We start from the raw sequence: 26,146 nt of genomic DNA on the forward strand, positions 1-26,146 counted from the left end.
CATGCCTATCGTAAAAGCAAAACCTACATCACCAGGTCGCCGCTTTGTTGAAAAAGTAGTGCATCCACACCTTTATAAAGGTCGTCCTTATGCACCACTTGTTGAATCAAAAGCAAAAACTGGTGGCCGTAACAACAACGGCCGTATCACTACCCGTCATATTGGTGGTGGTCACAAACAACATTACCGTCTGATTGACTTTAAACGCAATAAAGATGGTATCGTTGCAACTGTTGAACGCATTGAATACGATCCAAACCGTACTGCACACATTGCTCTATTAAAGTATGCAGATGGTGAGCGTCGTTATATCATTGCACCTAAAAAATTGGCTGTAGGCGATCAGGTTCAATCTGGTGAGAATTCTCCAATTCGTCCAGGTAACTGCTTGCCACTTAAAAATATCCCAGTGGGTACTGTTATTCACAACATCGAACTAAAAATCGGCAAGGGTGCACAAATCGCTCGTTCTGCTGGTGCTGCAGTTCAGCTGTTGGGTCGTGACGGTGCTTATGTGATTGTTCGTTTGCGTTCGGGCGAGACCCGTCGTATTCACGCTAATTGCCGTGCGGTTATTGGTGAAGTGTCCAACACTGAAAACAACCTAAAATCACTTGGTAAAGCAGGTGCAGCACGCTGGCGTGGTGTTCGTCCTACCGTTCGTGGTACGGCAATGAACCCGATTGATCACCCACACGGTGGTGGTGAAGGACGCAATTTTGGTAAACATCCTACCAGTCCTTGGGGTCAGAAAGCTAAGGGTCTTAAGACTCGTTCTAACAAGCGTACTGACAATATGATCATCCGTCGCCGTCGTGCCAAGAAATAAAGGAAAAGTTTCATGCCTCGTTCATTGAAAAAAGGCCCATTTATCGATGCGCATTTGTTTGCCAAGGTTGAAGATGCTCTTGAGAGCAACAGTCGCAAACCAATCAAGACTTGGTCACGCCGCTCGATGATTCTGCCACAAATGGTAGGTCTAACCATCTCAGTTCACAATGGTCGTACTCATGTACCTGTTATTGTGAGCGAGCAAATGGTTGGCCATAAACTTGGTGAATTCGCCCCAACCCGTTCATATCGTGGTCATGGCGTTGATAAGAAATCTAAGAGATAAGGTGCTACCATGGAAGTAACTGCAAAATTACGTGGTGCTGCTATTTCGGCACAAAAAGTAAGATTGGTTGCGGACGAAGTTCGTGGTAAGCCAATTGAGCGCGCTTTGGATATCTTGACCTTTAGTAATAAAAAAGGTGCTAAACTGGTTAAGAAATGCTTGCAATCAGCCATTGCTAATGCTGAGCACAACAATGGCTTGGATATTGACACCTTGCGTGTTTCCACCATCTATGTTGATGAAGGCATTACTTTGAAGCGTATTATGCCCCGTGCCAAGGGTCGTGCTGACCGCATCAGCAAACGCACTTGTCACATCACTGTTAAAGTAGGAGCATAATCATGGGTCAAAAAGTTCATCCAATTGGTATTCGCTTGGGCGTTGTCAAAAAGCACAATGCAAACTGGTACGCAAGTCCAAAGCAATACTCAGAATACCTACTAAACGACTTTAAGGTGCGTGATTTTCTACGCAACAAGCTAAAAGAGGCAATGGTAAGTAATATTAGTATTGAGCGTCCTACGGGTGCTGCTAAGATTACCATTCACTCAGCTCGTCCTGGCGTGATTATCGGTAAGCAAGGGGCGGATATTGAAGCTCTGCAAAAAGAACTTACCAAAATCATGGGTGTTCCTGCACAAGTTAATATCAAGGAAATCACTCAGCCTGACCTAGATGCTCGTTTGGTTGCTGTTGGTATCGCCAACCAGCTAGAACGCCGTGTGATGTTCCGTCGTGCGATGAAGCGTGCGGTACAAAACAGCATGCGTTCAGGTGCTCAAGGTATTAAAGTTGAGCTATCTGGTCGTCTAGGCGGTGCAGAAATCGCTCGTACTGAGTGGTATCGTGAAGGTCGTGTGCCTCTACATACTCTTCGTGCTGACATCGATTACGCAGAAGTGCGTGCAGAAACCACTTATGGTACCATCGGTGTAAAAGTGTGGATTTTCCGTGGTGAAATTCTAGATGGCATGAACAGCGTCTATAACCCAGTGGTTGAAGAGAAAGCCCGTGCACCAAAACGCCGTGGCCGTACCAACAGCCGTCGTAATTCAGACAAGGGGTAAGCTATGTTGCAACCAAAACGTACCAAATTCCGTAAAATGCACAAAGGCCGTAATACAGGTCTTGCTCAACGCGGTAACACCGTTGCATTTGGTGAAATTGGTCTAAAATCTATCGGTCGTGGTCGCATGACTGCTCGCCAAATTGAAGCAGCTCGTCGTACCATTACTCGTCGCATTAAGCGTGGCGGTAAAATTTGGATTCGTGTATTCCCAGACAAGCCAATTACCGAGAAACCTTTAGAAGTTCGTATGGGTAAAGGTAAAGGTCCAGTTGAGTACTGGGTAGCTGAGATTAAGCCTGGTAAAATGCTATACGAAATCCAAGGTGTCAGCGAGGAATTAGCGCGCGAAGCTCTAACTTTAGCATCGGCAAAACTACCCTTTAAAACAACTATTGTTAAACGGACGGTTATGTAATGAAAACCAACGAATTACGCGAAAAATCAGTAGAAGAGTTGGCTCAATTGCTTGACGAAAAGCAGCTTGATGCATTCCGTCTGCGTATGGCAAAAGCTACGGGTCAGCTGGGCAATACTCACGAAGTTAAGGCAAATCGTCGTACGATTGCAAAAATCTTGACTTTGATTAACGAAAAACAAAGAGGCGACGCATGAGCGAGAACATCCAAACTCAAGAAGTTGGCGTTGTAACTGGTAAAGTTGTTAGCAACAAAATGGACAAATCTATTACCGTCCTTGTTGAACGCCAAATTCGCCACCCAATGTATGGCAAGCAAGTTCGCCGTTCTACCAAGCTAAAAGCTCACGACGAGAATAATGTTTGTCAAGAAGGCGATATCGTTCGTATCAAAGAAACTCGTCCTATCTCAAAAACCAAGTCTTGGACTTTGGTTGATGTGGTCGAGACTGCGGTAAAAATTTAAGTGATTTGCATTAAAAGTCATTTACTAGTATAATGTACATCTTTATAGATGTTCATCCATTAAATATGTACAAGCATTGTGCATATTTAATGGCGAATGGCTTTTATTGCTTTATTTATTATGGAGTAATGCGATGATTCAGACTGAAACAATGCTGGAAGTTGCAGATAACAGTGGTGCAAGACGCGTTCAGTGTATCAAAGTACTGGGTGGCTCGCATCGTCGTTACGCATCAGTTGGCGACATTATCAAGGTAACGGTTAAAGAAGCCATTCCTCGTGGTCGTGTTAAAAAAGGCGACGTGATGAATGCGGTAGTTGTGCGCACTAAGAAAGGTGTGCGTCGTCCAGATGGTTCTGTATTACGTTTTGATGACAATGCGGCGGTTATTCTAAACAATAACAAAGCCCCAATTGCAACTCGTATTTTTGGACCTGTTACCCGTGAACTACGTGGTGAACAATTCATGAAAATTGTTTCACTAGCACCTGAAGTACTGTAACCTTTTAGAGGCTATTATGGCAAAGTTACGCAAAGGCGACACCGTGGTTGTGATTGCTGGCAAAGATAAAGGCAAGCAAGGCACAATTTTGGCGGTTAAAGCAGACCGTGTAAAAGTTGAAGGCATCAACATTGTAACCAAACACCAAAAACCTAACCAAATGCTAGGTAAAGAAGGTGGCATTGTTAAGCAAGAAGCATTTTTACACATTTCAAATGTTGCAATTTATAATGCAGCAACCCAAAAAGCAGATCGTGTTGCTTACCAAGTAAACGAAGAGGGCAAAAAAGTCCGTATCTATCGTTCTACTGGTGAAGTAGTGGCGACTGCATAAGAGACCAAGGGTATATAGTAATGGCAAGATTAAAATCTTTATACAATGACGAGCTAAAGCAAAAAATCAAAGATGAGCTTGGCTTGGAAAATGTAATGCAAGTGCCAAAAATCACCAAAATCACTCTAAACATGGGTGTTGGCGGTGCGGCACAGGATAAAAAACTATTAGAAGGTGCGTTGGCTGACATGACCGCAATCGCTGGTCAAAAACCTGTAGTAACCAAAGCACGCAAATCAGTGGCCGGCTTTAAAATTCGTGAAGAATGGCCGATTGGTTGTAAAGTTACTCTTCGTGGCGAACAGATGTATGAATTCTTAGATCGTCTTATTGCCATTGCGATTCCTCGTATTCGTGATTTCCGTGGTTTTTCAGCAAAAGCATTTGATGGTCGTGGCAATTACTCATTGGGCATCAAAGAGCAGATCGTTTTCCCAGAAGTTGATTTTGATAAGATTGATCGCATCCGTGGTCTAGACATCACTATCACTACTACAGCTGCTAATGATGATCAAGGTCGTGCATTGCTAAAAGCATTCGGCTTCCCATTTAGATAAGGTAAATGTTATGGCTAAGAAAAGCATGATTAATCGCGAACTAAAACGCGAAAAAACAGTTGCTAAGTACGCCGAAAAGCGTGCAAAATTAAAAGCGGTAATCAGTGACATCAATGCAAGTGATGAAGAGCGTCTAGAGGCAATGCTTGCTCTGCAAACACTACCACGCAATTCTTCACCAGTACGCCTACGCAATCGTTGTGGCTTAACTGGTCGTCCACATGGTTATTTCCGTAAATTTGGTTTATCACGCAATAAATTGCGTGAGCGTGTAATGCAAGGTGATGTACCTGGCGTTCGTAAAGCAAGCTGGTAAGGAGTATCGCAATGAGTATGCAAGATCCTGTTGCTGATATGCTAACCCGCATTCGCAACGCACAATCAAGAAACAAGCCATCTGTTGCAATGCCTGCTTCTAAGCTTCGTAAATCTATTGCTGACCTATTGGTTGCAGAAGGTTACCTAGCTGGTGCAGAAGTTAGTGACATTGAGAATGGTAAAAAAGTTCTAACTGTAGAACTTAAGTACTACCAAGGAAAAGGCGTTATTGAGACTCTAAAACGCTACAGCCGTCCTGGTCTTCGTCAATACCGTGGTAAAGATGAGCTACCAAGTGTTCAAAAAGGCTTGGGTGTTGCCATCATTTCTACAAGCAAAGGCATCATGAGTGATCGTGCTGCTCGTGCTGCTGGTATTGGTGGTGAAGTAATAGCATTGGTTGCCTAATAAACAACTGATAAAATTACAAAAAGATAAAAATCCTTGGTTTACGCCAAGGATTTTTTCTGTTATAATAATTTGCTTATTTAAATAATCTCTAAGTTTTATGTACAAAACTTTTATTTTTATTTAAAAAAGCATGGTTTCATTGCCATCATTTGATGGCGTTTTATTATCATTTAAGGAAAACTCCTATGTCTCGTGTGGCTAAAGCCCCTGTAACGCTACCAGCTGGTACCAGCGTTACTTTGAACGGTCAGCAGGTTGAAGTTAAAGGCAAGAACGGTTCTTTGTTTTTACGCCTGCATGATTTGGTCGAGCTAAAACAAGAAGATGGCGTTGTTACGCTTTCTCCTATTGCTGACACTAAAGAAGCGTGGATGCACACTGGTACAGTGCGTGCATTAATCAACAACATGGTTCATGGTGTAAGTAATGGTTTTGAGCGTCGCCTACAACTTATCGGTGTTGGTTATCGTGCACAGGTTGCAGGTAACAAAGTAAACCTAAGCCTAGGCTTTTCTCATCCAATCGAGTATACGCTACCTGAAGGCGTTACTGCAGAAAGCCCAAGCCAAACTGAAATCGTTTTGAAATCAAGCGACAAGCAAAAGTTGGGTCAAGCAGCAGCAAAAATTCGTAGCTTCCGTCTGCCTGAGCCTTATAAAGGTAAAGGTGTTCGTTATAGCGACGAAGTGGTTCTTCGCAAAGAAGCTAAGAAAAAATAAGTAAGGTGAGCAAACATGTTCGATAAAAAATCAGCTCGTCTTCGCCGAGCGAAAAAAACCCGTGCACACATCCGTCACTTAGGCGTTAATCGTTTGACTGTCACTCGCACTCCACGCCATATCTATGCTCAAGTTATCTCACCAACAGGTGGTGTCGTTGTTGCTCAGGCTTCAACTTTAGATGCTACTCTTCGTTCTGGTGCTACTGGTAATGTTGAAGCAGCAAAAGCTGTTGGTGCACTCATCGCTGAGCGTGCAAAAGCAGCAGGCATCACTAAAGTTGCATTTGACCGTAGTGGTTTTAAATATCATGGCCGCGTAAAAGCACTAGCAGACGCAGCCCGTGAAAATGGATTGGAGTTCTAATCATGGCAAAAGTTGAACAAACTGACGGTTTGGTAGAAAAATTGGTTGTTGTTGATCGTGTAGCAAAAGTTGTAAAAGGCGGTCGTATCTTCTCTTTCACTGCTCTAACAGTAGTTGGTGATGGTAATGGTCGTGTAGGTTTTGGTCGTGGTAAAGCCCGTGAAGTGCCTGCTGCTATCCAAAAAGCACTTGAAGCTGCCAAGCGTAACATGATTACTGTTGAATTGGCAGGGCATACCCTACAACATCCAATCAACGCACGCCATGGTGCATCTAAAGTGTATATGCAACCAGCATCTGAAGGTACAGGTGTTATTGCTGGTGGTGCAATGCGTGCAGTTCTTGAAGTTGCAGGCGTTCAAAACGTATTGGCTAAGTGCTACGGCTCAACTAATGCAGCCAATGTTGTACAAGCGACTTTCAAAGGCTTGCGTGACATGGTTTCACCAGAACAAGTTGCCGCTAAGCGTGGTAAATCTATAGAAGAAATTTTGGGTTAAGAAGTAGGTAAGTTACGATGAAAACAATTAAAGTTACTCAAGTAAAATCGAGTAGTCATCGCTTAGCAAGCCACAAAGCTTGCCTAAAAGGTTTAGGACTACGTCGTATCGGTCATACTGTTGAAGTTGAAGACACTCCTTCAATTCGTGGTATGGTAAATCGTGTAAATTACATGGTTAAAGTGGAGGAAGCGTAATGGGTCTGCGTTTAAATGAATTAGCACCTGCACTAGGTGCAAAAAAGACCGCCCAGCGTCGTGGTCGTGGTATCGGTTCTGGTCTTGGTAAGACTGGTGGTCGTGGTATCAAAGGTCAAACTTCACGCTCAGGTTCAAGCATTCCAGCAGGTTTTGAAGGCGGTCAAATGCCGATCTATCGCCGTTTGCCAAAATTTGGTTTCACCAGCCAACTAGCACTAACTACTGCTGAAGTTCGTCTGTCTGAGCTAAATAAAATCGAAGGCGATGTGGTTAGCGTTGACACTCTAAAAGCTGCTAACATTATCCGTGGCGATATGAAGCGTGCTCGCGTCATCCTATCTGGCGAAATTAGCCGTGCTTTGACCTTTAAAGGTGTAAAAGTAACTAAAGGTGCAAAACAAGCAATCGAAGCTGCTGGCGGTAGCATCGAGGAGTAATGTCGTGTCAAAACATTCAGCGTCCAAATCAAATATTCCATTAAATCCTTTCGTGTTTATCCGTAAATACGACGAGCTTTGGAATCGTATTCTTTTTTTAATTGGTGCGTTGATTGTTTATCGTCTAGGTTCACATGTACCTGTACCAGGCATGAATCCAATACGCTTGGCTGAGTTTTTTGAAGCTGGTGAGAATACTTTTTTGGGCATGTTTAACATGTTCTCTGGTGGTTCTCTTGAGCGTATGTCCATTATGGCACTTGGAATCATGCCTTATATCTCAGCATCGATTGTGGTGCAGATGATGTCGGCTGTTGTGCCTTCTTTGGAAGCACTTAAAAAAGAAGGTGAAGCAGGGCGTAGAACATTAAATAAATATACCCGCCAAGGTACTTTGGCATTGGCTTTTGTGCAGGCGGTAGGTATGTCGGCAGGGTTAATTTCACAGAATCTAACTCTATCGACAGGTTCGAGTTTCTATATTCCTGCGGTAACATCTCTTGTTGCAGGTTCCATGTTTTTGATGTGGTTGGGTGAACAAATTACTGAGCGTGGTATTGGTAACGGTATTTCTATGCTGATTCTTGCCAGTATTGTGGCAAGTGCACCAAACATGATTGGAGGCATCTTTGCTAATAGCACAGGTGGCAGTAAGGAGCTTTTAACCGCTTTCGTTTTTGCCATTTTGGGTATTGCTGTTACTGCTGCTATCGTTTTTATTGAACGAGCTCAACGCAGAGTGCCAGTGAACTATGCTCAAAAACAGCAGGAAGGACGCAAGGTTTATGCTCAGCAGCAATCTCATTTGCCATTAAAAATCAATATGGCGGGTGTGATTCCTGCAATTTTTGCCAGTTCTTTGCTTATGTTACCAGCCAGTTTGGGACATTTTTCAACTCCAACTGAAAACCCAACGCTGTTCCAAAGTTTTATTCAAAATATTTCTTTGGTTTTGCAGCCTGATGCACCGCTTTATTTACTGCTTTTTGGTGGGATGGTTATCTTCTTCTGTTATTTTTATACAGCTTTGATGTTCAATCCCAAAGAGGTTGCTGAAAACCTAAAGCGTAGTGGTGCATATATCCCAGGTATTAGACCTGGACAACAGACCAAGCGTTATTTAGACTTTGTTTTAAATCGCCTAACATTTATTGGTGCAATGTATATGGCAATCATTTGCTTGATGCCAATGATTGTACAATCATCATTTGGTCAAGCCATTCCGTTAGGTGGTACATCTTTGTTGATTATGGTAGTTGTTTTGATGGATTTCATTGCTCAGATTCAAGCACATTTGATGACTCATCAATATCATAATCAGACTTTAATTAAATCGCCAAACAACCAATAGTTGGTGTACTTTAGGAGCATGACATGAAAGTTCAAGCATCAGTTAAAAAGATTTGCGGCAGTTGCAAAATTGTTCGTCGCAAAGGCAAGGTTCTAGTTATCTGTAGCTCAGAACCACGCCACAAGCAACGCCAAGGTTAATTGTTACAAATTAATCCTTGCAAATTAGTAGCGGATAATGTATTATCCGCTAATTGCCATATCAATCTGTTATTTGAACAGATTGTTAGAGTAAACCTAGCAAATACAATTGTATTTGTGCTAATGGAGAGAAGTTAATGGCTCGTATTGCCGGTGTAAACATTCCGGACAACAAACACGCTGTGATTTCACTAACTTACATTTTTGGTATAGGGCGTACTACAGCTAAGCAAATCCTTGCTACTGTTGGTATCAACGAAACCACTAAAATTGGTCAGTTGGATGATGTACAGCTAGATGCTGTCCGTGCTGAAGTTGCAAATTACACTACTGAAGGTGACCTTCGTCGTGAAATTTCAATGAATATCAAGCGTTTGGTCGATTTGGGTTGCTACCGTGGTCTTCGCCACCGTCGTGGTCTACCTGTAAATGGTCAACGCACTAAAACTAACGCGCGTACCCGTAAAGGTCCACGCAAAGCAATTAAAAAGTAACTAATTTAGGAAGCTAAAAGATGGCAAAAGACACCCGTAGCCGCAAAAAAGTGGCTCGCCGTTCGGTATCTGAAGGTATCGCCCATATTCATGCGTCTTTTAATAACACCATTGTAACCATTACCGACCGTCAAGGTAATGCATTGGCTTGGGCCACCTCAGGTGGACAAGGCTTCCGTGGTTCACGTAAATCAACACCTTTTGCTGCACAGGTTGCTGCTGAAGTTGCTGGTAAAGCAGCTCAAGAAACCTATGGTGTTAAAAATGTTGATGTCTTGGTTAAAGGTCCAGGACCAGGTCGTGAGTCTGCGGTTCGTGCATTAGGTGCATTGGGTTATAAAATTAACAGCATTAGTGATGTAACCCCAATTCCACACAACGGCTGCCGCCCGCCTAAGAAACGCCGCGTTTAAGGAGAAAGACACATGGCCCGTTATATTGGTCCAAAATTAAAATTATCACGCCGTGAAGGTACTGATTTGCAGCTCAAATCAGGTGTAAAGCCTTATGATGTGAAAACTAAGAAAGCTAGTCGTGCACCTGGTCAGCATGGCAACAGCCAAAATAAAACTTCTGAATACGCATCGCAACTTCGTGAGAAGCAAAAAGTAAAACGCATGTATGGTGTGCTTGAGCGTCAATTCTCAAACTACTATAAAGAAGCTGCCCGTATGCGTGGTGCAACTGGTGAAAACCTATTAGGCATGCTAGAGCGTCGCTTAGATAATGTTGTGTATCGTATGGGTTTTGGTGCAACGCGTGCAGAAGCTCGCCAGCTTGTTAGCCATCGTGCAATCTTGCTTAAAAAAGCAGGTCGTGATGAGTTTGTTCGTGTGAACATTCCATCAATCCAAGTACAAGATGGTGATGTAATCGCTGTTCACGAAAAGTCAAAAGAGCAATTGCGTATCAAAAATGCTATTGAACTTGCGACTCAACGCGGTATTCCAGAATGGCTAGAAGTTGATCACAGCAAACTTCAAGGTACTTTCAAAACTGCACCAGAGCGTAGTGAACTACCTGCTGAAATCAACGAAAGCTTGATTGTTGAGCTATATTCTAAATAATCCGAATTAATCATCGAGGTGACACTATGACAAATGCAACTGAGTTTCTAACACCTAGTGCCATTCATGTGGATGCGGTTAATGAAACGACTGCTAAGGTCACGCTCGAGCCGTTAGAAAGAGGTTTTGGGCATACGCTAGGTAATGCCCTTCGCCGTATTCTACTTTCTTCATTGTCTGGTGCTGCAGTTATTGAAGCAGAGATTGAAGGTGTGGATCATGAATATTCTACACTTGAAGGCCTGCAAGAAGATGTGCTTGATTTGCTTTTAAACCTAAAAGGTTTGGCAATCACACTGCATGACCAAAATGAAGCTTATTTGACTTTGGACAAGCAAGGTGCAGGTGTTGTTACTGCTGCTGATCTTGAGTTGCCACACAATGTAGAGATTGCTAACCCTGATTTGGTGTTAGGAACTCTTAGTGAGCGTGGTCATCTGAAGATGCGTTTGCGTGTAGTAACAGGTCGTGGCTATGAGCCTGCCAACCAACGCCGTGAAGATGCAAACTCTAAAGCAATTGGTCGCTTAAAACTTGATGCAAGTTTTAGCCCAATTCTGCGTGTTGCTTATGATGTTGAAAATGCTCGTGTTGAGCAGCGTACCGACCTAGACAAGCTTATCATTGAGCTTGAGACTAACGGTACCATCGATCCAGAAGAAGCAATTCGTAAAGCGGCAACCATTTTGCAACAACAAATCGCAATTTTTGTGGATTTGGAAGCAGAAGAAGTGGTTGAGCCTGTCAAAGAGAAAGAAGAGATTGACCCTGTGCTATTACGCCCAGTGGATGATCTTGAACTAACGGTTCGCTCAGCAAATTGCTTAAAAGCTGAAAACATTTATTATATTGGTGATTTGGTACAGCGTTCAGAAACTGAACTGCTTAAGACCCCAAATCTTGGTAAGAAATCATTGACCGAAATCAAGGATGTACTTGCGTCTAAGGGCTTGGAGTTAGGCATGCGTTTAGAGACATGGCCACCAAGCGATTTGAGAGTTGATGATCGTTTTTCTTATCGTAGCCGTTAATTTAAAGGATACTGACCATGCGACATCGTAATAGTGGCGTAAAGCTGGGTCGCACCAGCAGCCATCGTAAGGCAATGTTCCAAAACATGACTAATTCTTTGTTTGAACATGAGCTAATCAAAACCACTTTGGTTAAGGCAAAAGAGCTACGCCGTGTAGCTGAGCCTCTAATCACATTGGCGAAAGAAGATAGTGTTGCTAACCGCCGTTTGGCATTTAACCGCACTCGTAACAAGGTAATCGTTGGTAAACTATTCAACGAACTAGGTCCTCGTTACAAAACTCGCCCAGGTGGTTACCTGCGTATCATCAAGTGCGGTCATCGTGATGGCGATAATGCACCGATGGCATATGTTGAGCTAGTTGACCGCCCATAATTGGTTTTCTACTCAAAAAAATCCCAGTCTAGACTGGGATTTTTGTTTTGGTGCTTTAAATTTTAAATGATGAGACTTGGATTGTTATTTATGACGGTTGGGTGATTTGATTGGATTGAATTTATTGTATCTGCATTTACCGCTAAAATGTATGTCATGTATGTCAAAGCGATCTAATCTGATAAATCACTCAAATTAACGACTTCTATTGTTTGGATATTTTCAATCATATCAATATTGACCAGTACATCAATTTGATTGCTTAATACATCTTCAATGTCATAGGGGGTCTCGGTGTTCATCAATTGACCATCTAGGTCGCTGATGACCAAAGGTTCGCCAACAACATCAAGTAGGGAGGCAAGTGGTGTGTATTCGCTAAACTGTATGCCAATCAACTTCTTTTTGTTGAGCAGGTGCTTGGGTGTCTGCTTACTTGCTTCTAGAATAAATCGTTTGGCAGATGTGTCGCATGATTTGATTTGGCGAAATTGGGCATTATTGATGTTGGCGTAGTTTGTCGCATCGCTGATGTTTTTGCAGATTAGCGTTGATGGCTCGCTTTGTACGATTTGATTGATATGAGCAAGATGATTTGTTGTATGCTTAGCCTGAGAGTGTGTCAATAAAGCATAGCCTGATTCGGTTGGATAAGCGATAATTTTGCCTTCTTTTAATGTATTGGCGATTTGTTCTAGTAGTCTGGTTTGTGGATTTTTTGGGTGTAAATAAAGTGTTTGCATGACTTATCTCTTGTATTGTTAGTGAAAGTGGGTTGGTGTAAATCCTTGACAAAGGCGTAGCAATATCCACAGCAACCTTTTGGCATCTCTAGGCAGGGTGTTTGGCGTGCTTAGATAGTCTTGTGCCTTAGCATAAACATCGGTGGCAAAAGTGCTTTTACTGGTATCAAAATCTGCATTCAGATTGTCTTGAGAAACATAAAAATAGCGTCCACAGGCTTGATTGAGTAAGCACTCAATGGCTTGGGGCTTGATTTCTACTTGTTCAAAGATGGCTTGGGTCTGTTCATTTCGTCCGTCCGATTCATACCAATAACCAAAGTCATTGAGAGTGCGTCTTGCTTTGCCGGCGATACACCAATGACTGATTTCGTGCAGGCTACTGGCAAAAAAACCATGAGCAAACTCAATTCTTGCAGGATTTTTGTCGTCAGCAGGGAAATATTCAGGTTCGCCATCGCCCCGAACGAGCGTGGTGGGCATCATGCCAATGTCGGGTTGGTTAAATAAATGATTAAATAAACTGATGAGCCAGTCGGTGAGTGCCTTATCATCATTTTTATCGATACTCTGCCAGTGTGAGGCATATGTTTGCCATGCTGTGGCATCAATGTTTTGACTGAGTTTGGCAATGTCTTTTGTGAGAGATTCATCAAAAAACAACTGTTGCCATAGTGATTGAATGTGTATTTTTTGGTCAGATGGGTTGATATTAAGATTTGGGGATAATGTGCTAAAATCAACAGATTGCATAAAAAACACCATGAAATTTTGTTGTTTGTTATTATAGCATTATTTATTTGATGGGCGTTGAGGATAATTTTGTCAGTCAAGTGTAATCAAGCATTATAAAAATTATCGTGAAAATTTATTGATTTTATGAAATAATAAGGCAATACGAATTAGGAATTTATAATGAACAAGGCAACAAACCCATCTTTAGATTTGGCAAATAAAGAATTTCCTGCCAATATCGTGCTTGAAAAGTGGGCGGATATTGGTTTTGTGTGGTCTGGCGAGGTAGCGGTGGCGAGCTTTGAGCGTCTGTCCACTCATGTTAATCTAACCAACCAAACAAGACAGCATAAGAACCTGACCGTTCAGGTTAATTTACAAAAAACTTTAGGCATCTTGTGGCTAACTTTTGATGTTGTTGGTGAGCTTATCGTGTCCTGTCAGCGTTGTTTGGAGGATATGAATATTGACATAATCAATCAGTATCGTTTGGCGATTTTATCGCATGAGAGCCAAATTGAGCAGGTAAAAGACGCTGAATATGTACTGGTTGATGAAATCAATGGCGAAGGGGTGAGAAAAATGCTACCCATTCAAGATTTGCTTGAAGATGAGCTGCTGCTTGTCTTGCCACTATCGCCACGCCACAGCGAATGCGAGATGCCGATTGAGATGGTAGATGCCAATGACGATGATGAGATGGCGGATAACCCATTTGCGGCACTGGCTGCATTAAAAGGCAAGCTCAATTAAAAGATTATTTGGCATAAATTGGCATAAAATAGAAAGTTTTGTAATTTTTTGCGTTTATGCTTTGAAAATAGTGAAATTTTTTAGTATAATACAGCGTTTATTGTGCTTATTAAAGATGTCAAAGCAAAAGGTGCTATGCTTTGAGTTGTGTTAATGCAACGGTCATCCATAAAACGCACGACCATTTTTATTGTTTATTTGGCGATTTAGGTGTTAAATTGCCTTAATTTGACGAATTTTAGGAGCTATCATGGCAGTTCAACAAAACCGCAAAAGCCGTTCACGCCGCGACATGCGTCGTTCACACGACCGTATGGTAGTGAGCACTATCAGCATTGATTCTACTACTGGCGAAAAACATCTTCGCCACCATGCGACCAAAGATGGTTTCTACCGTGGTCGCCAACTGTTCAAGGTAAGCCAAAACAGCTAATCGGTAGATTATGATTGCAAAAGCCAGGCTGTATTGTTCATCAATACACTTGGCTTTTTTGTGCTTACGATGAGCAAGATTTCGTTATGTTATATTAAAAATTTACACAAAAATTAGTAAACAAATGTTTATTTTTTTATGATAAAATGCACATCAATTTTTATGTTAATTGTTTAAATGCAGTGATTAAAAATCCATAACAAGGTGTTTTATGACAGAAAATAATACAGCCAAACGCATTGCCGTTGTTTTTCCAGGTCAAGGTTCGCAGACTGTGGGAATGATGAATGAGTTGGCAGAGCATTTTTCAGTAGTTAAAGCGGTCTTTGATGAGGCGAGTGCAACTTTGGGTTTTGATCTCTGGGAGATCACTCAAGACGAAGAGCGTCTGCACAAGACACAGTACACACAACCTGCATTGGTGGCAGCGAGTGTCGCCATTTGGCGTGTTATCAGTGAAAAATTATCTGTTCAAGGTTTGACGCCTGTGTGTTTGGCAGGGCATTCTTTGGGTGAGTACAGTGCGTTGGTGGCAAGTGGCGTATTAAGTTTATCTGATGCGGTTAAACTTGTGCATGAACGAGGAAAATATATGACAGATGCGGTTCTTGGTATTGATACGCAGATGGCGGCGGTGCTTGGGCTAGATGATGAGCAAGTGGTTAGCCTATGCGAAGACGCAACCAATCAAGCAGGCATCGTCAATCCTGCCAACTTCAATAGTCCAGCTCAGGTGGTCGTAGCAGGTACAGAGGTGGGTGTCTGCCATGTGCTAGATGCGGTTGAGAATTTGGGTAAAAAAGCAGTCGCTCTTAAGGTATCCGTGCCATCGCATTGTGCGTTGATGAATCCTGCCACCGATAAATTAGCGACCTTGCTTGGCGAAACGACATTCAATCTGCCACAGATTCCTGTCATACAAAACCGCCATGCACAGGTTCATGAGAGTATCAGTGAGATTAAAACTGCCCTAATTGAGCAGTTGTCCATGCCTGTACAATGGGCAAAAACCATGCAAAAACTGGCGGATAAGCATATTGATGTTGTGATTGAATGTGGTCCAGGTAATGTTCTGTCAAATCTTGCAAAACGCCAAGCACAGCCAATCACCGCACTGCCAAGTGATAAACTGGCTCGTATTGAGAAATTGGAGAATTTACATGAGTAGAAAAATTGTTTTAGTAACAGGTGCAAGTCGTGGCATTGGTCGAGCCATCGCTCAGCGTTTCGCTGATGAGGGTCATTTTGTCATCGGCACAGCAACGAGCGAAAAAGGTGCTTGTGCCATTGAAGAGTATTTGAGTGAATCAGGTGGCATCGGTCGTGTGCTTGATGTGTGCGATGATGAAGCCATTGATAAACTGTTTGAAGAGATTGATAGCGTCTATGGTGGCGTGAATGTGTTGGTGAACAATGCAGGCATCACCAAAGATGGGCTTTTGATGCGTATGAAAAATGAAGATTGGTTTGATGTGCTTGATACCAATTTAACATCTATCTATCGCACTTCTCGCCGTGCGGTGCGTAGCATGATGAAGGCTCGCTTTGGTCGTATCATCAATATCACTTCGGTGGTGGGTCAGATGGGTAATGCAGGTCAGGCGAACTACGCTGCCAGTAAAGCAGGTGTTGAGGGGTTCACTCGTGCATTGGCACGAGAGATAGGCTCTCGTGGCGTTACAGTAAACTGTGTAGCACCAGGTTTTGTGGAGACTGACATGACCGAAGAGCTTGATGAGCGTCTGATTAACTCCATGCTTGATGCTGTGCCACTTGGTCGCATGGCTCAACCTGAAGAGATAGCAGTAGCCGTTACTTTCTTGGCAAGTGATGAAGCAAGCTACATCACAGGCGAGGTACTTGCTGTCAATGGTGGTATGTATATGTAAGGCATGATACAGTGATAATCAAATTTGGCATTCATCATGATGGCAATGACGATGGATAAAATCATTGACAAATGACGAGCTTGTGATTATCATTGAGTGCAAATTGTGAACATATGTATCCATAAAACTTGCACTATCGGCAAAAATGTTTTATGATATATACATTGAAAAAATTATTGTAAGATAAGTCGCTAAGCTCGGCATGGTGTCGATACTGGCGTTTATCCATTTCATTAAAAGGAAACTCTCATGAGCGATATCGAAGCTAAAGTAAAAGACGCAGTGGCTGAGCAACTTGGTCTAAATGTTGCTGACATCAACAATGAAGCATCATTTATGGATGACTTGGGTGCTGACTCTCTAGATTTGGTTGAACTGGTGATGGCATTTGAAAGCAACTTTGGTATTACCATTCCTGATGAAGATTCTGCTGAATTGACCACCGTACAAAAAGCCATTGACTATGTAACTGCTAAGCTATAATTGCCAAGCATCATGGTAAAGACTGCTTGGATTGAACCATGCCCTAAATCTTAGATAATAGATGATGGGCTAGGGTGTTCTTCAGTGGTTTTACTCAAGGCGAAAATGGGGACTAAGTTTCTTAATCAATAGGGCTTAGTCCTTTTAGTTTGGTTGTTAATCTTGCTTGATGGGTGTCTTTTATGAGTTAGTCTTGGGGTTATTGCTTTTTTGGGTTGTTGATTCATTTAGCCCATCATTGATACATAAAATATAAAACTAGCAACAAATCAGTCATAAAATTACAAGAATATATAAATATTTACAAAAAAAAGATTTCATTCCCCCCATGCGTATAATGGCACATAATAGGCTGGTAGAGCGTATGGGTTGTCCTAGTGTATTCTACCCACTTATATTTTATAGGCCGTGCTGACCGCAGGGCCGTTTTTTCATCGGATTATGGATCATTAAAATGTTAAAAAAATTGCGACCGCCATGGCGGTATTGGGTGCTAGTGTATCTGTGGCAACAGCTCAAGTAAATTCTATCTCTGGTTCTATGGACTTGCAGGTGGAGCTACCTGATGTGCTCGTATTGTATCACTGGCAAACTGTAGGTATTGAGTTTCATTCTGCCATCCGAAATGTGGCAATAGGTTGTGGCACTGGCATTGGTAATTTTGGTAGACCGGATATTGAAATTAAGGATAATGATTCAATAAATGGTGCAGATCTAACAGATGACCAACTAGTTACTACCAGTACCCCTAATACTAAAAGTGAAAACAAAATTTCGGTTACTCTAAAAGATGCGTGGGCGGTACGCAGTATATCAGAAAATGGCGTCAAATTAAGCATTTGGAATTCAGATGACACACATAAGAGCGATTCAGATCCAACTTCTATAGTTAAAACTGAAAATGTTAAGGTTAAAGGTAATGGGGGGTCTGGACCCTCAATTGATTTGGTAGACTCTAAATGGACTCCCACCAAAGGTGATATTACTTTTGACTTAAATTTTGAACAAGTAAAAAAACAGGGCTGCATAAATCAGATGGGCAGACTTTTCTCTTGAAACTGGAAGCTAGACAATAACCTCGATCCTAATCTATCCTGATTAACTTAAATAAAAAGCATCAAACACCGGTGTTTGATGCTTTTTATTCAAAGAGTTTGTTAAAATGCCAATGCTATTGTTGAGAGTTGGCACAGTTGATGAAGTAGATGAGTAACTGCTATGAATACCATACAACGCATAAAGTACATCCATATCGCCATCATGACCACCATCGTGGCGACACTTGGCACGACCAGTCACGCTGCTAGCTTGCAGACTACCGTAGAGCGAGACGCACAGGGTTCAAGATTGGTCGTGATACAAAAAGACGCACATGGGCGTGAGATAGACATGCCACCACCCCAGTTGGGCATCTCGCCACCGAGTATCAGCGTGATGGCTCACGGCAGAGTTGATGAGTCGGTTACTTTTTATAACTATGGCGAAGAGCCTAAGCTGATAGAGCTGTCTTTGCTAGACGCTGACGAACAGCTGACAGTCATAGAAGATGGGGCTAAGATACAAAGTTGGACTGTGGTCGCACCGCAGTCATTCACGGTGCCATCTGGGGGCTATCAGACCATTCGTCTGTCGTTTCGCCCACCTGCTGACCTGCCCAAAACAACCCATTATGGACTATTGGTCATCAATCAAAAAATCCAAAACCCCATCGTAGAGCAGACAGAGTCGTCAGTGGTGGTAAAAATCGGCTCGCAGTATCAGTTGCCCATTCGTATCATGCACCGCTGATGACAGATGATGGGTTGAGGCGTGGCTATGATAAATAGAGTACTTCGTGGGGCGATCATTGTAGCGATGACAGGGGCTGTGGCATTGCCTGCATGGGCAGGCGAGCTACAGTTGGTCGGTCTAAAGATTAACCACCAAGACAAAGGTGGTATTGATGCACTGTGGCATGATGAGCGTTATTATGTCAGTGTGTCTGATTTGGCTGTGCTTGACATCACCACTGACGACCAAGAAGAGAGTATGCTATTTAAGACACCGCTTGGAGAGGCGAAGATTGCTTTTGATGAGCTGGTGTATCATGATGGCTTGGCGTATATTTCGTTTGATTCACTAAAGCTACTAGGCATTACGGCAGAGTATCTGCCATCGGATTTACAGATTCATCTGATGGTAGCAACCCTACCCAAAAAACAACCCGCCCCAAAACCACGCCCCATTGTTCGCACACGCCAAGTGTGGCAGGATTACAGGGCTTGCAGATGAACACTCAGCTATCAGGTCGTACGAACAACGATGATAAGGTGCGTATCATCATCAGCTAGATGCTTTTGGTTATGCACTGGGCGGTACTTGGGGCGTATCAGTCAGTAAAGACAATGACGAAAAAACCAAACTTGATAATGCCTACTGGCTAACATCAACGCCCAAGACGGCCATCAGACTTGGTAGCACCAATACCGTGTTTAATACCATCACAGGTCTGAATGTGGCTTTTAGCAGTGCCAATATCGCAAGAACATCTAACAGGTCATGTAGATGGCAAAACCAGTATGCTGATAGACGCACCTAGCCATGATTATCAGCACATCAAAGGTGTGGGTGTGGCAGGCGGTCTGGCAGAACTTCGTATCAACGGCAGGACGGTGGCTCGTGTACAAAGTTTGCTTGATGGTCGGTATGAGTTTTTAAATCTGGATATGTCAGCCATTGACCGCCACAGTCTGATTGAGGTGGCGATATTTGACAATCCGCTATCGGCTGTGCCTATGCGTGTAGAGCGTGTGTCTTTGGGCAAGCGTTATGGCTCAGTGGCGACCAATGAGCCATTGGTGCAAGCCGGTGTTGGTCGTCTGGGCGTGTTTGATGAGCATAGCGAACAGACCGCTTACGCACACCTTGCTTATGGCTTGCATAATAAACTTAGCCTAAGAGCAGGGCTAAAGCATCAGCAAAATCAAGATAACGACTGGCAGGTGGGGCGAACATAGCACCGAACCGCTACACCAACATAGATGTGGACTATCATCGTGATGGTAATGTTCATGTAGATGCTCGCTACGAGAAAGAAGTGTGGCGAGCGAACTATCGCTACGCTCGCTCCACTTATGATGACCGCCATCATCTAGGACTGTATTACACCCCCAATGAACGCACGCACATATCAGTTACCCAAGATGGCGATAATACCAGTTCATATGCTCGTTTTCATCTAAGCGATCGGTTAAGTCATGACTTGCAGTATCAGTCGCATAATGACTATTGGCGTTATCATGCTAGCTATCGCCATCTACAGAGCCGATTTAATAGCAATGATCAATACAGCGTTGATCCGCATAAACACCATTTGTCATCATCGCTACGCCTAACAGACAGAACCACGCTACAGTCAGGGGTGTATGTAGGGCATAGTGGTAATAGCACGCATGACAACAAGCGAGCCTTTGGTATTGAAAGTAGCTTGCAACACCGCCTATCTAACCATCAATCGCTGTCTGTGGGTGCGTCTTGGCATAACTTGACCAAAAAAGACAATGTTGCTTTGCAGTTTTATTGGCAACACCGCACAAAAAAAGGCATTGATATCGGTGCAAGCTATCGCCATGGCGGTAATGCTTGGCGTGGGTCTTATGAGAACCGCATCGGCAAGGTGGATCTTAGCGACACTAAGCGTAGTGAAGGCGAATGGTTCTTGCGTATTGGCCTAAATGCCTACAAACCCCCTGCTAGCTTGCCAAAATTGGGCAGGTATGTCGCCAGTGGCAATGCTGGTGGGCAGGCGGTGATTACCTTGTTGCATGACTATGAAGATTTTAAAATAACGCCTGATGAACCGATGTTCTTTAATGTGAATAACAAACTGACATCAGCCAATCTGCTGTCTAGCACCAACAAAAAAAGCACCTATCTGATAGACCTACCCAAAGGCGTGTATGAGATTGAGCTAGACGGACGCAACATACCGATTGAGTACGCCTTGCCAAATAAGGCGGTGGCAAAGATAGATGCACGCTTGCCTACCCATATTCAGTGGCAGATGACCCAGTCCTATGGTATTCGTGGTCGCATTTCGGTTGGTGGCGAACAGGTGCAAGCATGGAAAGATGATAAAATCATGACTCATACTAAGACCGATAAAAATGACTATTTCTTATTAGATGGACTGCCAAAGGGTAAGTATATCATTCGTGCTGATGGTCATACCCCTAAGCAAGTGGTCGTGGTAGATGACTATGTTCTTGGCGTGGTGCTAGACGCAGCATCAACTGAAGCGAGATATCGATGAACAAGCTAACAGATTTTTTAACACTTCCTGCAACATTTTCCCCAAAAAAATCAACGATGATATGGGGTGTATTGTCTTTTTTGACGATGTCGCAGGCTTATGCAGGGGACTGCTATAGTGATCCAGATATTGATAATGGCAGGGTAATCAGCGGATATGCCGAAGTTGGCAATCATAATGGTGTTACAATCTATGGCTGTTTTCGTGATATCAATTTGGCAGCACTGCAAAGAAAAATCAATGTATCTGAGAATGTGATCATCAGGGGAGATAGTCAGGCAATCGGCGTGGGGCGAACCACAAAAGTGGCAGACTTTAGCGTAAGCTCTGTGGAGGTGACCGGTCCTGATTTTCCTGACACACCGCTTTCACAGAACCATGTCTTTAAAGAGGCGAAAAGTTTGCGTGATCCGTTACAAGAAGCGTTTCATTTTGCTACTTTTGCAAGAAACGCCACCCTTAGAGATAAGAGTAGGAACCGAGATTTTCTTAACGAATGTTGTCAAGGATTATCAAGACCTAATCATGGTAATTATCGAGGAACCATGAGAGACTATCTGGTCCAAAATGCTCATCGGTTTACGGTCAATGGTCAGCCTGCCAGCCCTGTTATTCCGCCACAACAGATAGACTTCTTTACTCATAAAATTGCCACCAAACAGGTTGAGGTTGGTAACGGCGTAAGCATGACGGTTGATTTTGTATCCAGAGCACGAAATGGCTTTTTTTATGCCAAGGCAAGAGGAGGAGAGGGTTGGGTTTATTGTCTTCTCACCGTAGGGGTGCAGGCGAGCGTGGATCTAAACACTGCCAAGCCAGGTGTTCATACATTAAACATCGGCTATAATAGTGGTAATTAAATCACTTAGTAATCATCTTCATCATGATGGTTGCTAAGCGGTCGGTAAAGGTTGGGTGTTTTTTGTTTGGCAAATATGGGCAGAACCAGTATAATGTAGTATAATGCATCAATTTTTACTGTATTCTTGCTGTATCTAAACCATATTTAAATAGGAGACACCATGAAGGACCTTGACATTTGCACTCGTCTACAGCAATCTTTGGCTCGCCCACAACTGACTGATGATTGTATTTGTCATTTTATCTGTGTGGAAGGGCTGTCTCGCCTTCAGCTAGAAAGCATCCTTGATAAGGCGATGGGATATTTTGATGGTCATGGACGACTGATTAATACCGATGAGTTGGTCGGTAAGACAGTCATGAATCTGTTTTTTGAAAATTCTACTCGCACACGCACCACATTTGAGGCAGCACAAAAAAGACTCGGCGCTAATGTACTTAATCTTGACATTGCCAAATCAAGTGCCAACAAGGGCGAGAGCCTGCGTGATACACTATGGAACCTAGAGGCGATGAGTGCTGATATGTTCGTGGTGCGTCATTCATCTAGTGGTGCGGCTCACTTTATGGCGACTGAGGTTACACCAAATGTTGCCATCATCAATGCAGGCGATGGCTGGCACGCCCACCCCACCCAAGCCATGCTTGATATGCTGACCATTCATCGTGAATTCTGCCTAAAACATAATAAATCGTTTGACGAGCTGTCTGTTGCCATCATTGGCGATATCAAGCACAGCCGAGTGGCACGCTCGGACATCTCGGCACTGACCACACTTGGGGTAAAAGACATTCGAGTGGTTGCTCCGCATACGCTATTACCAAAGGGCATTGAGCGGTATGGCGTAAGCGTCTTTGATAATATGGAAGAAGGTCTGGCGGGTGTTGATGTCATCATTGGGCTTCGTATCCAAAACGAGCGTATTGGCTCGCCGTTACTGCCATCAACTTCAGAATATTTTAAGGTATATGGCATCACTGAGGATCGTGTCAAACTTGCCAATCCAAATGCCCTTGTCATGCATCCAGGTCCGATGAATCGTGGTGTTGAGATAGCGTCAAGCGTGGCTGATGGTAAGCAATCTGTGATTTTAAAGCAGGTCAATAATGGCATCGCTGTGCGTATGGCGGTGATGGCAATGGCGATGCATGGACAGCAGTCATTAAGGGGTGTTTAGGGGGTTTTATCTCTGATGGCATATTTATATAGAGCGTTTCGCAGGCAGGACATTTAATTTTTTAGGATAAAGATTAGGATAAAGATAATGAAAAACCTACTCCCAAATGATTGGCAATTTAATACTGAGCTTCTAAAAGATACCGATACTAGCAATGCATGGCTTATTCCACCGATTGTCGATTTGTGTGCACGCCTGCGTGAACCAGGTCATCAGTCGCATGGCACATTGGCAAGCGAGGGTAGGGCGGCAAGAGAAAACGGCATTTTGCATATCGTATTACCACCTGATACCAATCCTGTGCTAGAAAGTGGGTCATTATTAAAGGGTCTGCGTGAAAAAGCCTTTCAAGATGGCGGTGTGTATCTGCATATTTTGGGGGCATTGACGCAAGGGCTAGATGGCAAGCAACCAGCCAATCTGTCAGGGCTAAAGCATGGCGGTGCTATTGGTGTTACCAATACCGCCAAAGGATTTGATTCTGATTTGGTCATGCTTCGTACTTTGGAGTATGCTTCTACTTTTGATTTGAAAGTGTTTTTTTATCCTGATGAGCCAAGCCTATCTACTGGGGGTGTGGCACACGATGGCTATATCGCTTCGTTTCATGGGTTGGCAGGCATTCCGTGGCTAGCTGAGACCATCGCACTATCAAAACAACTTTTGATGGTGGAGGAGACTGGGCTTACAGCTCATTTTAGCCAGATTACTTGCCGTACTTCGGTAGAGCTGATTCGTTGGGCAAAATCTAAGGGCTTGCCGATTACCTGTGATGTCGCCATGCATCAGCTTCATCTGACCGATGACGACATAGAAGGGTATAATGCCCACGCCTATGTTCTGCCACCACTTCGCTCTAATACCGATCAGCAGGCACTCATCAAGGGACTGCAAGACGGTACGATTGATGCCATCTGTTCTCATCATGAGCCACTATCAAGCAGTGCCAAGCAAGCCCCATTTGCTGAGAGTATGCCAGGTATTAGTAATTTTGATACCTTTGTTTCGCTTGGGTGCAAACTGGTGGCGGACGGTATTTTGACCGCTGAGCAACTGGTGGATAAAATCTGTCTCAACCCTGCCAAGATTGCAGGCATTCAAGACTACCAAGCTGTTGGTGGTGCGGTACTCGTAGACCCAGCCCATGCTTGGACGGTAAATAAAGACACCATGCTGTCAGCAGGTAAGAATACGCCATTTTTGGGGCAAAAGCTGACCGGAAAAGTGGTGCAGACTTTCTTTGATGTGTGATGTTGTTGCCATCATCATTAAAAAACCGCTCTGATGTTGAGCGGTTTTTGTTTGGGTTGTTTAGACTGACAACAGGGGTGTTTGCTATTTTAGCCCTTGCTTGATGTCGTCTTTGGTTTTTTTACCCTTACCAAAGAAATGACGGGCTTTTTTGATTAGCCGAACAGCTTTGGTCAGACGACTTTCGGTGAATGATGCTTTGCCATTGGGGATAATCATGGTGTCGCCATCGTTATCTATCTCACGGTGGGTACTGCTAGAAAAGCCGTCTGCATCGCTCTTGGTGTCTGCATCTTCATCAACAATGCGCACGATTTTGTCTTTTTGACGCAAAGGAGTGCTATCAAATAGATGTGACAGTCTGACATCTAGCTCGCCTTTAGCGGTGCGTTCAATTTTGGTCAAGTTTTTATAAATCTCAACAAACCAAGGGTCGTAATCCGCCGCCTTTAGCATATCTAGTTCATCTTTGATGGGTAAAGGATAGGGTAGAGTCTTATAAAATTGCCATAAACTGATGCTACTTAAGTCTGTTTTTAGGACATATTCATCATTTTTGGTGTGGGTGATTAGATCAGCGTCAACCAACTGCTCAAGATATAAGCTCCACTTTGGCAACTCACGGCGACCTAGCACTTCACGCAATTCATGCTCGCTGACGGTTTTGCTTTCTTTGTAGCGTTTGTAAGCTAGGTTTAGCATATCAAGCAAGCTAAGGAGTGGGTGGCGTGTAGGCACTTCTTTGGTATCAAAGATGGTCAATGTATAGCTAATCTGCACACCAAGCAAGATAATGTTCCACGAAAGATAAATCCAAAGTAGAAAAATCGGCAAAGCGGCAAATGCCCCATAAATCGCTTCATAGCTAGTGAAATTGGTCATCACAGTGCCAAATACTCTGCGTAAAATCTCAAAGAGTGCCGCAGAGATGACACCTGCGATGGCGGCATTTTTTAGGGGAACTTGAGCCTTTGGAATGAACCAATACATGCCAATAAAGCCTGCGGTGGTAATTAGCACAGAGATGATGTATGCCCAGATTGACCAGTTAATGCCATAACCGGCAATTTGACGATTTAAAAAATCCACGCTTTGAATGGCACTAGAAGCACCAAATGCCACACCAAGCACAATCGGACCTAGTGTAATGAGTGTCCAGTAGCGAATGATGCTTGCTGTACCGCCAGTGCGTTCTTTGACACGCCAGATTTGATTAAAGGCGGTTTCTATGGTGATGAGCGTCATGATGGTGGTAATGAATAAGCCAAGTACACCCACAACGCCCAGATTGCTTGATTTTTCAGCAAAGCTATTAAAATACTCGCTAATTTGTGCACCTGATGATGGCAAAAGGTTGTTATAAATCATTGACTGTAGCTGTTCTCTCATGTCTGATAAGGCAGGTATGCTAGAGAACACCACCAAAATCACGGTTAAAATCGGCACAAGCGACAGCAGTGTTGTGTAGGTTAGGCTAGCTGCTTTTTGAAGGCAGTCGTCTTCGTTAAAATGCCGAATTAGTAGACGCAAGTACATGAACCAGCCATGATGAGCAAAAGGCAGTTTGTTTAAAAAATTCGTCATAAATCATTCCGTGTTCGCATTGCTGTTACAAAAAATTATGATTGATTAGTGTAACAAATATCTGATATTTTTAA

At 43.3% G+C, this 26,146-nt stretch carries 39 protein-coding genes and 1 pseudogene; 37 read left to right on the plus strand and 3 right to left on the minus strand.

All coding sequences use genetic code 11. The features are described from left to right. Position 1: 1 nt before the first annotated feature. From rplB to rplQ, 24 genes and pseudogenes are all read left to right on the plus strand, one after another. Positions 2–829, plus strand: a complete 828-nt coding sequence (gene rplB / locus LU276_RS01575; protein WP_284673949.1) for a 50S ribosomal protein L2 — start codon at positions 2–4, stop codon at positions 827–829. Between the two features lie 12 nt (positions 830–841). Beyond that, positions 842–1,117 (plus strand): 30S ribosomal protein S19, encoded by a 276-nt coding sequence (rpsS, locus tag LU276_RS01580; RefSeq protein ID WP_284673950.1) that lies wholly within the window; start codon positions 842–844, stop codon positions 1,115–1,117. Between the two features lie 9 nt (positions 1,118–1,126). Further along, complete coding sequence (rplV, locus tag LU276_RS01585; RefSeq protein ID WP_036364312.1) at positions 1,127–1,456, plus strand: 50S ribosomal protein L22; 330 nt, start codon at positions 1,127–1,129, stop codon at positions 1,454–1,456. Positions 1,457–1,458: 2 nt separating this feature from the next. Then, positions 1,459–2,290 (plus strand): annotated as a pseudogene (gene rpsC, locus LU276_RS01590) (30S ribosomal protein S3). After that, on the plus strand, positions 2,188–2,601 hold the full coding sequence (gene rplP, locus LU276_RS01595) for a 50S ribosomal protein L16 (RefSeq protein ID WP_029102635.1): 414 nt from the start codon (positions 2,188–2,190) through the stop codon (positions 2,599–2,601). The pseudogene rpsC and the gene rplP overlap by 103 nt, the downstream one beginning before the upstream one ends. After that, complete coding sequence (gene rpmC, locus LU276_RS01600; RefSeq protein ID WP_036364307.1) at positions 2,601–2,798, plus strand: 50S ribosomal protein L29; 198 nt, start codon at positions 2,601–2,603, stop codon at positions 2,796–2,798. Before rplP ends, rpmC begins: the two co-directional genes overlap by 1 nt. Next, positions 2,795–3,067 (plus strand): 30S ribosomal protein S17, encoded by a 273-nt coding sequence (rpsQ, locus tag LU276_RS01605; RefSeq protein WP_284673951.1) that lies wholly within the window; start codon positions 2,795–2,797, stop codon positions 3,065–3,067. The genes rpmC and rpsQ overlap by 4 nt, the downstream gene beginning before the upstream one ends. Positions 3,068–3,200: 133 nt before the next feature. Next, positions 3,201–3,569 carry a 50S ribosomal protein L14 gene (gene rplN, locus LU276_RS01610; protein WP_029102638.1) on the plus strand — a complete coding sequence of 123 codons (369 nt, stop codon included), beginning with the start codon at positions 3,201–3,203 and terminating at the stop codon, positions 3,567–3,569. Positions 3,570–3,585: 16 nt separating this feature from the next. Further along, positions 3,586–3,903, plus strand: a complete 318-nt coding sequence (gene rplX / locus LU276_RS01615) for a 50S ribosomal protein L24 (RefSeq protein WP_029102639.1) — start codon at positions 3,586–3,588, stop codon at positions 3,901–3,903. A gap of 20 nt (positions 3,904–3,923) precedes the next feature. Then, a complete protein-coding gene (gene rplE / locus LU276_RS01620) occupies positions 3,924–4,460 on the plus strand; it encodes a 50S ribosomal protein L5 (RefSeq protein ID WP_284673952.1) in 537 nt (178 codons plus the stop codon). A gap of 10 nt (positions 4,461–4,470) precedes the next feature. Next, complete coding sequence (rpsN, locus tag LU276_RS01625; RefSeq protein WP_284673953.1) at positions 4,471–4,776, plus strand: 30S ribosomal protein S14; 306 nt, start codon at positions 4,471–4,473, stop codon at positions 4,774–4,776. 11 nt (positions 4,777–4,787) lie between these two features. Then, on the plus strand, positions 4,788–5,186 hold the full coding sequence (gene rpsH, locus LU276_RS01630; RefSeq protein ID WP_284673954.1) for a 30S ribosomal protein S8: 399 nt from the start codon (positions 4,788–4,790) through the stop codon (positions 5,184–5,186). A 188-nt stretch (positions 5,187–5,374) separates the two neighbouring features. Continuing rightward, the gene (gene rplF, locus LU276_RS01635; protein ID WP_284673955.1) at positions 5,375–5,908 is read left to right on the plus strand and encodes a 50S ribosomal protein L6; all 534 of its coding nucleotides are present in this window, start codon (positions 5,375–5,377) and stop codon (positions 5,906–5,908) included. Positions 5,909–5,923: 15 nt separating this feature from the next. Next, complete coding sequence (rplR, locus tag LU276_RS01640; protein ID WP_284673956.1) at positions 5,924–6,274, plus strand: 50S ribosomal protein L18; 351 nt, start codon at positions 5,924–5,926, stop codon at positions 6,272–6,274. A 2-nt stretch (positions 6,275–6,276) separates the two neighbouring features. Beyond that, positions 6,277–6,774: a 30S ribosomal protein S5 gene (gene rpsE / locus LU276_RS01645; protein ID WP_284673957.1), complete on the plus strand. Its 498-nt coding sequence runs from the start codon at positions 6,277–6,279 to the stop codon at positions 6,772–6,774. A gap of 17 nt (positions 6,775–6,791) precedes the next feature. Then, positions 6,792–6,971 carry a 50S ribosomal protein L30 gene (gene rpmD, locus LU276_RS01650; protein WP_284673958.1) on the plus strand — a complete coding sequence of 60 codons (180 nt, stop codon included), beginning with the start codon at positions 6,792–6,794 and terminating at the stop codon, positions 6,969–6,971. Next, on the plus strand, positions 6,971–7,411 hold the full coding sequence (rplO, locus tag LU276_RS01655; RefSeq protein ID WP_373627873.1) for a 50S ribosomal protein L15: 441 nt from the start codon (positions 6,971–6,973) through the stop codon (positions 7,409–7,411). The genes rpmD and rplO overlap by 1 nt, the downstream gene beginning before the upstream one ends. A gap of 4 nt (positions 7,412–7,415) precedes the next feature. Further along, on the plus strand, positions 7,416–8,762 hold the full coding sequence (gene secY / locus LU276_RS01660) for a preprotein translocase subunit SecY (protein WP_284673959.1): 1,347 nt from the start codon (positions 7,416–7,418) through the stop codon (positions 8,760–8,762). 23 nt (positions 8,763–8,785) lie between these two features. After that, positions 8,786–8,902, plus strand: a complete 117-nt coding sequence (gene rpmJ, locus LU276_RS01665; protein ID WP_036364264.1) for a 50S ribosomal protein L36 — start codon at positions 8,786–8,788, stop codon at positions 8,900–8,902. A 137-nt stretch (positions 8,903–9,039) separates the two neighbouring features. Further along, positions 9,040–9,396 carry a 30S ribosomal protein S13 gene (rpsM, locus tag LU276_RS01670; protein WP_284673960.1) on the plus strand — a complete coding sequence of 119 codons (357 nt, stop codon included), beginning with the start codon at positions 9,040–9,042 and terminating at the stop codon, positions 9,394–9,396. Between the two features lie 20 nt (positions 9,397–9,416). Continuing rightward, entirely contained in the window at positions 9,417–9,809 is a 393-nt protein-coding gene (gene rpsK / locus LU276_RS01675) for a 30S ribosomal protein S11 (protein WP_036364258.1), read from the plus strand. A gap of 12 nt (positions 9,810–9,821) precedes the next feature. Next, the gene (gene rpsD / locus LU276_RS01680) at positions 9,822–10,463 is read left to right on the plus strand and encodes a 30S ribosomal protein S4 (protein ID WP_277808221.1); all 642 of its coding nucleotides are present in this window, start codon (positions 9,822–9,824) and stop codon (positions 10,461–10,463) included. Between the two features lie 26 nt (positions 10,464–10,489). After that, complete coding sequence (locus LU276_RS01685; protein ID WP_284673961.1) at positions 10,490–11,494, plus strand: DNA-directed RNA polymerase subunit alpha; 1,005 nt, start codon at positions 10,490–10,492, stop codon at positions 11,492–11,494. A 17-nt stretch (positions 11,495–11,511) separates the two neighbouring features. Next, positions 11,512–11,871, plus strand: coding sequence for a 50S ribosomal protein L17 (gene rplQ / locus LU276_RS01690; RefSeq protein ID WP_284673962.1), 360 nt, complete (start codon positions 11,512–11,514; stop codon positions 11,869–11,871). A gap of 173 nt (positions 11,872–12,044) precedes the next feature. Here the strand turns inward: rplQ and LU276_RS01695 are convergent, their stop codons facing one another. Together LU276_RS01695 and LU276_RS01700 are read right to left on the minus strand one after the other, a co-directional pair. After that, on the minus strand, positions 12,045–12,614 hold the full coding sequence (locus tag LU276_RS01695) for a Sua5/YciO/YrdC/YwlC family protein (RefSeq protein ID WP_284673963.1): 570 nt from the start codon (positions 12,612–12,614) through the stop codon (positions 12,045–12,047). An 18-nt stretch (positions 12,615–12,632) separates the two neighbouring features. Further along, on the minus strand, positions 12,633–13,367 hold the full coding sequence (locus LU276_RS01700) for an elongation factor P hydroxylase (RefSeq protein ID WP_284673964.1): 735 nt from the start codon (positions 13,365–13,367) through the stop codon (positions 12,633–12,635). A gap of 162 nt (positions 13,368–13,529) precedes the next feature. On the opposite strand from LU276_RS01700, the gene LU276_RS01705 reads away from it, so the two are divergent. From LU276_RS01705 to LU276_RS01765, 13 genes are all read left to right on the plus strand, one after another. After that, positions 13,530–14,102: a YceD family protein gene (locus LU276_RS01705; protein ID WP_284673965.1), complete on the plus strand. Its 573-nt coding sequence runs from the start codon at positions 13,530–13,532 to the stop codon at positions 14,100–14,102. A 250-nt stretch (positions 14,103–14,352) separates the two neighbouring features. After that, positions 14,353–14,535, plus strand: coding sequence for a 50S ribosomal protein L32 (rpmF, locus tag LU276_RS01710; protein WP_284673966.1), 183 nt, complete (start codon positions 14,353–14,355; stop codon positions 14,533–14,535). Positions 14,536–14,746: 211 nt separating this feature from the next. After that, positions 14,747–15,703 (plus strand): ACP S-malonyltransferase, encoded by a 957-nt coding sequence (gene fabD, locus LU276_RS01715; protein ID WP_284673967.1) that lies wholly within the window; start codon positions 14,747–14,749, stop codon positions 15,701–15,703. After that, the gene (fabG, locus tag LU276_RS01720; RefSeq protein WP_284674548.1) at positions 15,690–16,424 is read left to right on the plus strand and encodes a 3-oxoacyl-ACP reductase FabG; all 735 of its coding nucleotides are present in this window, start codon (positions 15,690–15,692) and stop codon (positions 16,422–16,424) included. The genes fabD and fabG overlap by 14 nt, the downstream gene beginning before the upstream one ends. Before the next feature lie 249 nt (positions 16,425–16,673). Further along, positions 16,674–16,907: an acyl carrier protein gene (gene acpP, locus LU276_RS01725; RefSeq protein ID WP_284673968.1), complete on the plus strand. Its 234-nt coding sequence runs from the start codon at positions 16,674–16,676 to the stop codon at positions 16,905–16,907. Positions 16,908–17,384: 477 nt separating this feature from the next. Then, positions 17,385–17,963 carry a hypothetical protein gene (locus LU276_RS01730; protein ID WP_284673969.1) on the plus strand — a complete coding sequence of 193 codons (579 nt, stop codon included), beginning with the start codon at positions 17,385–17,387 and terminating at the stop codon, positions 17,961–17,963. A gap of 162 nt (positions 17,964–18,125) precedes the next feature. Then, positions 18,126–18,695 carry a COG1470 family protein gene (locus LU276_RS01735; protein ID WP_284673970.1) on the plus strand — a complete coding sequence of 190 codons (570 nt, stop codon included), beginning with the start codon at positions 18,126–18,128 and terminating at the stop codon, positions 18,693–18,695. Positions 18,696–18,722: 27 nt separating this feature from the next. Continuing rightward, a complete protein-coding gene (locus LU276_RS01740) occupies positions 18,723–19,178 on the plus strand; it encodes a hypothetical protein (RefSeq protein ID WP_284673971.1) in 456 nt (151 codons plus the stop codon). 221 nt (positions 19,179–19,399) lie between these two features. Beyond that, positions 19,400–19,903, plus strand: a complete 504-nt coding sequence (locus tag LU276_RS01745) for a hypothetical protein (RefSeq protein WP_284673972.1) — start codon at positions 19,400–19,402, stop codon at positions 19,901–19,903. A 26-nt stretch (positions 19,904–19,929) separates the two neighbouring features. Next, positions 19,930–21,198: a hypothetical protein gene (locus LU276_RS01750; RefSeq protein WP_284673973.1), complete on the plus strand. Its 1,269-nt coding sequence runs from the start codon at positions 19,930–19,932 to the stop codon at positions 21,196–21,198. After that, complete coding sequence (locus LU276_RS01755) at positions 21,195–22,058, plus strand: hypothetical protein (protein ID WP_284673974.1); 864 nt, start codon at positions 21,195–21,197, stop codon at positions 22,056–22,058. Before LU276_RS01750 ends, LU276_RS01755 begins: the two co-directional genes overlap by 4 nt. Positions 22,059–22,220: 162 nt before the next feature. Beyond that, positions 22,221–23,237 (plus strand): aspartate carbamoyltransferase catalytic subunit, encoded by a 1,017-nt coding sequence (locus LU276_RS01760; RefSeq protein WP_284673975.1) that lies wholly within the window; start codon positions 22,221–22,223, stop codon positions 23,235–23,237. 87 nt (positions 23,238–23,324) lie between these two features. Further along, entirely contained in the window at positions 23,325–24,488 is a 1,164-nt protein-coding gene (locus LU276_RS01765; protein ID WP_284673976.1) for a dihydroorotase, read from the plus strand. An 84-nt stretch (positions 24,489–24,572) separates the two neighbouring features. Here the strand turns inward: LU276_RS01765 and LU276_RS01770 are convergent, their stop codons facing one another. After that, a complete protein-coding gene (locus LU276_RS01770) occupies positions 24,573–26,072 on the minus strand; it encodes a YihY family inner membrane protein (protein WP_284673977.1) in 1,500 nt (499 codons plus the stop codon). Positions 26,073–26,146 lie beyond the last annotated feature (74 nt).

The sequence above is a fragment of the Moraxella haemolytica genome (genome assembly GCF_030177935.1).
Taxonomy (GTDB): domain Bacteria; phylum Pseudomonadota; class Gammaproteobacteria; order Pseudomonadales; family Moraxellaceae; genus Moraxella; species Moraxella haemolytica.

What these genes read in the sequence shown, in the direction of transcription:
- rplB (WP_284673949.1), top strand. Translation starts at nt 2, where the DNA reads ATGCCTATCGTAAAAGCAAAACCTACATCACCAGGTCGCCGCTTTGTT.
- rpsS (WP_284673950.1), top strand. Translation starts at nt 842, where the DNA reads ATGCCTCGTTCATTGAAAAAAGGCCCATTTATCGATGCGCATTTGTTT.
- rplV (WP_036364312.1), top strand. Translation starts at nt 1,127, where the DNA reads ATGGAAGTAACTGCAAAATTACGTGGTGCTGCTATTTCGGCACAAAAA.
- rplP (WP_029102635.1), top strand. Translation starts at nt 2,188, where the DNA reads ATGTTGCAACCAAAACGTACCAAATTCCGTAAAATGCACAAAGGCCGT.
- rpmC (WP_036364307.1), top strand. Translation starts at nt 2,601, where the DNA reads ATGAAAACCAACGAATTACGCGAAAAATCAGTAGAAGAGTTGGCTCAA.
- rpsQ (WP_284673951.1), top strand. Translation starts at nt 2,795, where the DNA reads ATGAGCGAGAACATCCAAACTCAAGAAGTTGGCGTTGTAACTGGTAAA.
- rplN (WP_029102638.1), top strand. Translation starts at nt 3,201, where the DNA reads ATGATTCAGACTGAAACAATGCTGGAAGTTGCAGATAACAGTGGTGCA.
- rplX (WP_029102639.1), top strand. Translation starts at nt 3,586, where the DNA reads ATGGCAAAGTTACGCAAAGGCGACACCGTGGTTGTGATTGCTGGCAAA.
- rplE (WP_284673952.1), top strand. Translation starts at nt 3,924, where the DNA reads ATGGCAAGATTAAAATCTTTATACAATGACGAGCTAAAGCAAAAAATC.
- rpsN (WP_284673953.1), top strand. Translation starts at nt 4,471, where the DNA reads ATGGCTAAGAAAAGCATGATTAATCGCGAACTAAAACGCGAAAAAACA.
- rpsH (WP_284673954.1), top strand. Translation starts at nt 4,788, where the DNA reads ATGAGTATGCAAGATCCTGTTGCTGATATGCTAACCCGCATTCGCAAC.
- rplF (WP_284673955.1), top strand. Translation starts at nt 5,375, where the DNA reads ATGTCTCGTGTGGCTAAAGCCCCTGTAACGCTACCAGCTGGTACCAGC.
- rplR (WP_284673956.1), top strand. Translation starts at nt 5,924, where the DNA reads ATGTTCGATAAAAAATCAGCTCGTCTTCGCCGAGCGAAAAAAACCCGT.
- rpsE (WP_284673957.1), top strand. Translation starts at nt 6,277, where the DNA reads ATGGCAAAAGTTGAACAAACTGACGGTTTGGTAGAAAAATTGGTTGTT.
- rpmD (WP_284673958.1), top strand. Translation starts at nt 6,792, where the DNA reads ATGAAAACAATTAAAGTTACTCAAGTAAAATCGAGTAGTCATCGCTTA.
- rplO (WP_373627873.1), top strand. Translation starts at nt 6,971, where the DNA reads ATGGGTCTGCGTTTAAATGAATTAGCACCTGCACTAGGTGCAAAAAAG.
- rpmJ (WP_036364264.1), top strand. Translation starts at nt 8,786, where the DNA reads ATGAAAGTTCAAGCATCAGTTAAAAAGATTTGCGGCAGTTGCAAAATT.
- rpsM (WP_284673960.1), top strand. Translation starts at nt 9,040, where the DNA reads ATGGCTCGTATTGCCGGTGTAAACATTCCGGACAACAAACACGCTGTG.
- rpsK (WP_036364258.1), top strand. Translation starts at nt 9,417, where the DNA reads ATGGCAAAAGACACCCGTAGCCGCAAAAAAGTGGCTCGCCGTTCGGTA.
- rpsD (WP_277808221.1), top strand. Translation starts at nt 9,822, where the DNA reads ATGGCCCGTTATATTGGTCCAAAATTAAAATTATCACGCCGTGAAGGT.
- LU276_RS01685 (WP_284673961.1), top strand. Translation starts at nt 10,490, where the DNA reads ATGACAAATGCAACTGAGTTTCTAACACCTAGTGCCATTCATGTGGAT.
- rplQ (WP_284673962.1), top strand. Translation starts at nt 11,512, where the DNA reads ATGCGACATCGTAATAGTGGCGTAAAGCTGGGTCGCACCAGCAGCCAT.
- LU276_RS01695 (WP_284673963.1), bottom strand. Translation starts at nt 12,614, where the DNA reads ATGCAAACACTTTATTTACACCCAAAAAATCCACAAACCAGACTACTA.
- LU276_RS01700 (WP_284673964.1), bottom strand. Translation starts at nt 13,367, where the DNA reads ATGCAATCTGTTGATTTTAGCACATTATCCCCAAATCTTAATATCAAC.
- LU276_RS01705 (WP_284673965.1), top strand. Translation starts at nt 13,530, where the DNA reads ATGAACAAGGCAACAAACCCATCTTTAGATTTGGCAAATAAAGAATTT.
- rpmF (WP_284673966.1), top strand. Translation starts at nt 14,353, where the DNA reads ATGGCAGTTCAACAAAACCGCAAAAGCCGTTCACGCCGCGACATGCGT.
- fabD (WP_284673967.1), top strand. Translation starts at nt 14,747, where the DNA reads ATGACAGAAAATAATACAGCCAAACGCATTGCCGTTGTTTTTCCAGGT.
- acpP (WP_284673968.1), top strand. Translation starts at nt 16,674, where the DNA reads ATGAGCGATATCGAAGCTAAAGTAAAAGACGCAGTGGCTGAGCAACTT.
- LU276_RS01730 (WP_284673969.1), top strand. Translation starts at nt 17,385, where the DNA reads ATGGCGGTATTGGGTGCTAGTGTATCTGTGGCAACAGCTCAAGTAAAT.
- LU276_RS01735 (WP_284673970.1), top strand. Translation starts at nt 18,126, where the DNA reads ATGAATACCATACAACGCATAAAGTACATCCATATCGCCATCATGACC.
- LU276_RS01740 (WP_284673971.1), top strand. Translation starts at nt 18,723, where the DNA reads ATGATAAATAGAGTACTTCGTGGGGCGATCATTGTAGCGATGACAGGG.
- LU276_RS01745 (WP_284673972.1), top strand. Translation starts at nt 19,400, where the DNA reads ATGTGGCTTTTAGCAGTGCCAATATCGCAAGAACATCTAACAGGTCAT.
- LU276_RS01755 (WP_284673974.1), top strand. Translation starts at nt 21,195, where the DNA reads ATGAACAAGCTAACAGATTTTTTAACACTTCCTGCAACATTTTCCCCA.
- LU276_RS01760 (WP_284673975.1), top strand. Translation starts at nt 22,221, where the DNA reads ATGAAGGACCTTGACATTTGCACTCGTCTACAGCAATCTTTGGCTCGC.
- LU276_RS01765 (WP_284673976.1), top strand. Translation starts at nt 23,325, where the DNA reads ATGAAAAACCTACTCCCAAATGATTGGCAATTTAATACTGAGCTTCTA.
- LU276_RS01770 (WP_284673977.1), bottom strand. Translation starts at nt 26,072, where the DNA reads ATGACGAATTTTTTAAACAAACTGCCTTTTGCTCATCATGGCTGGTTC.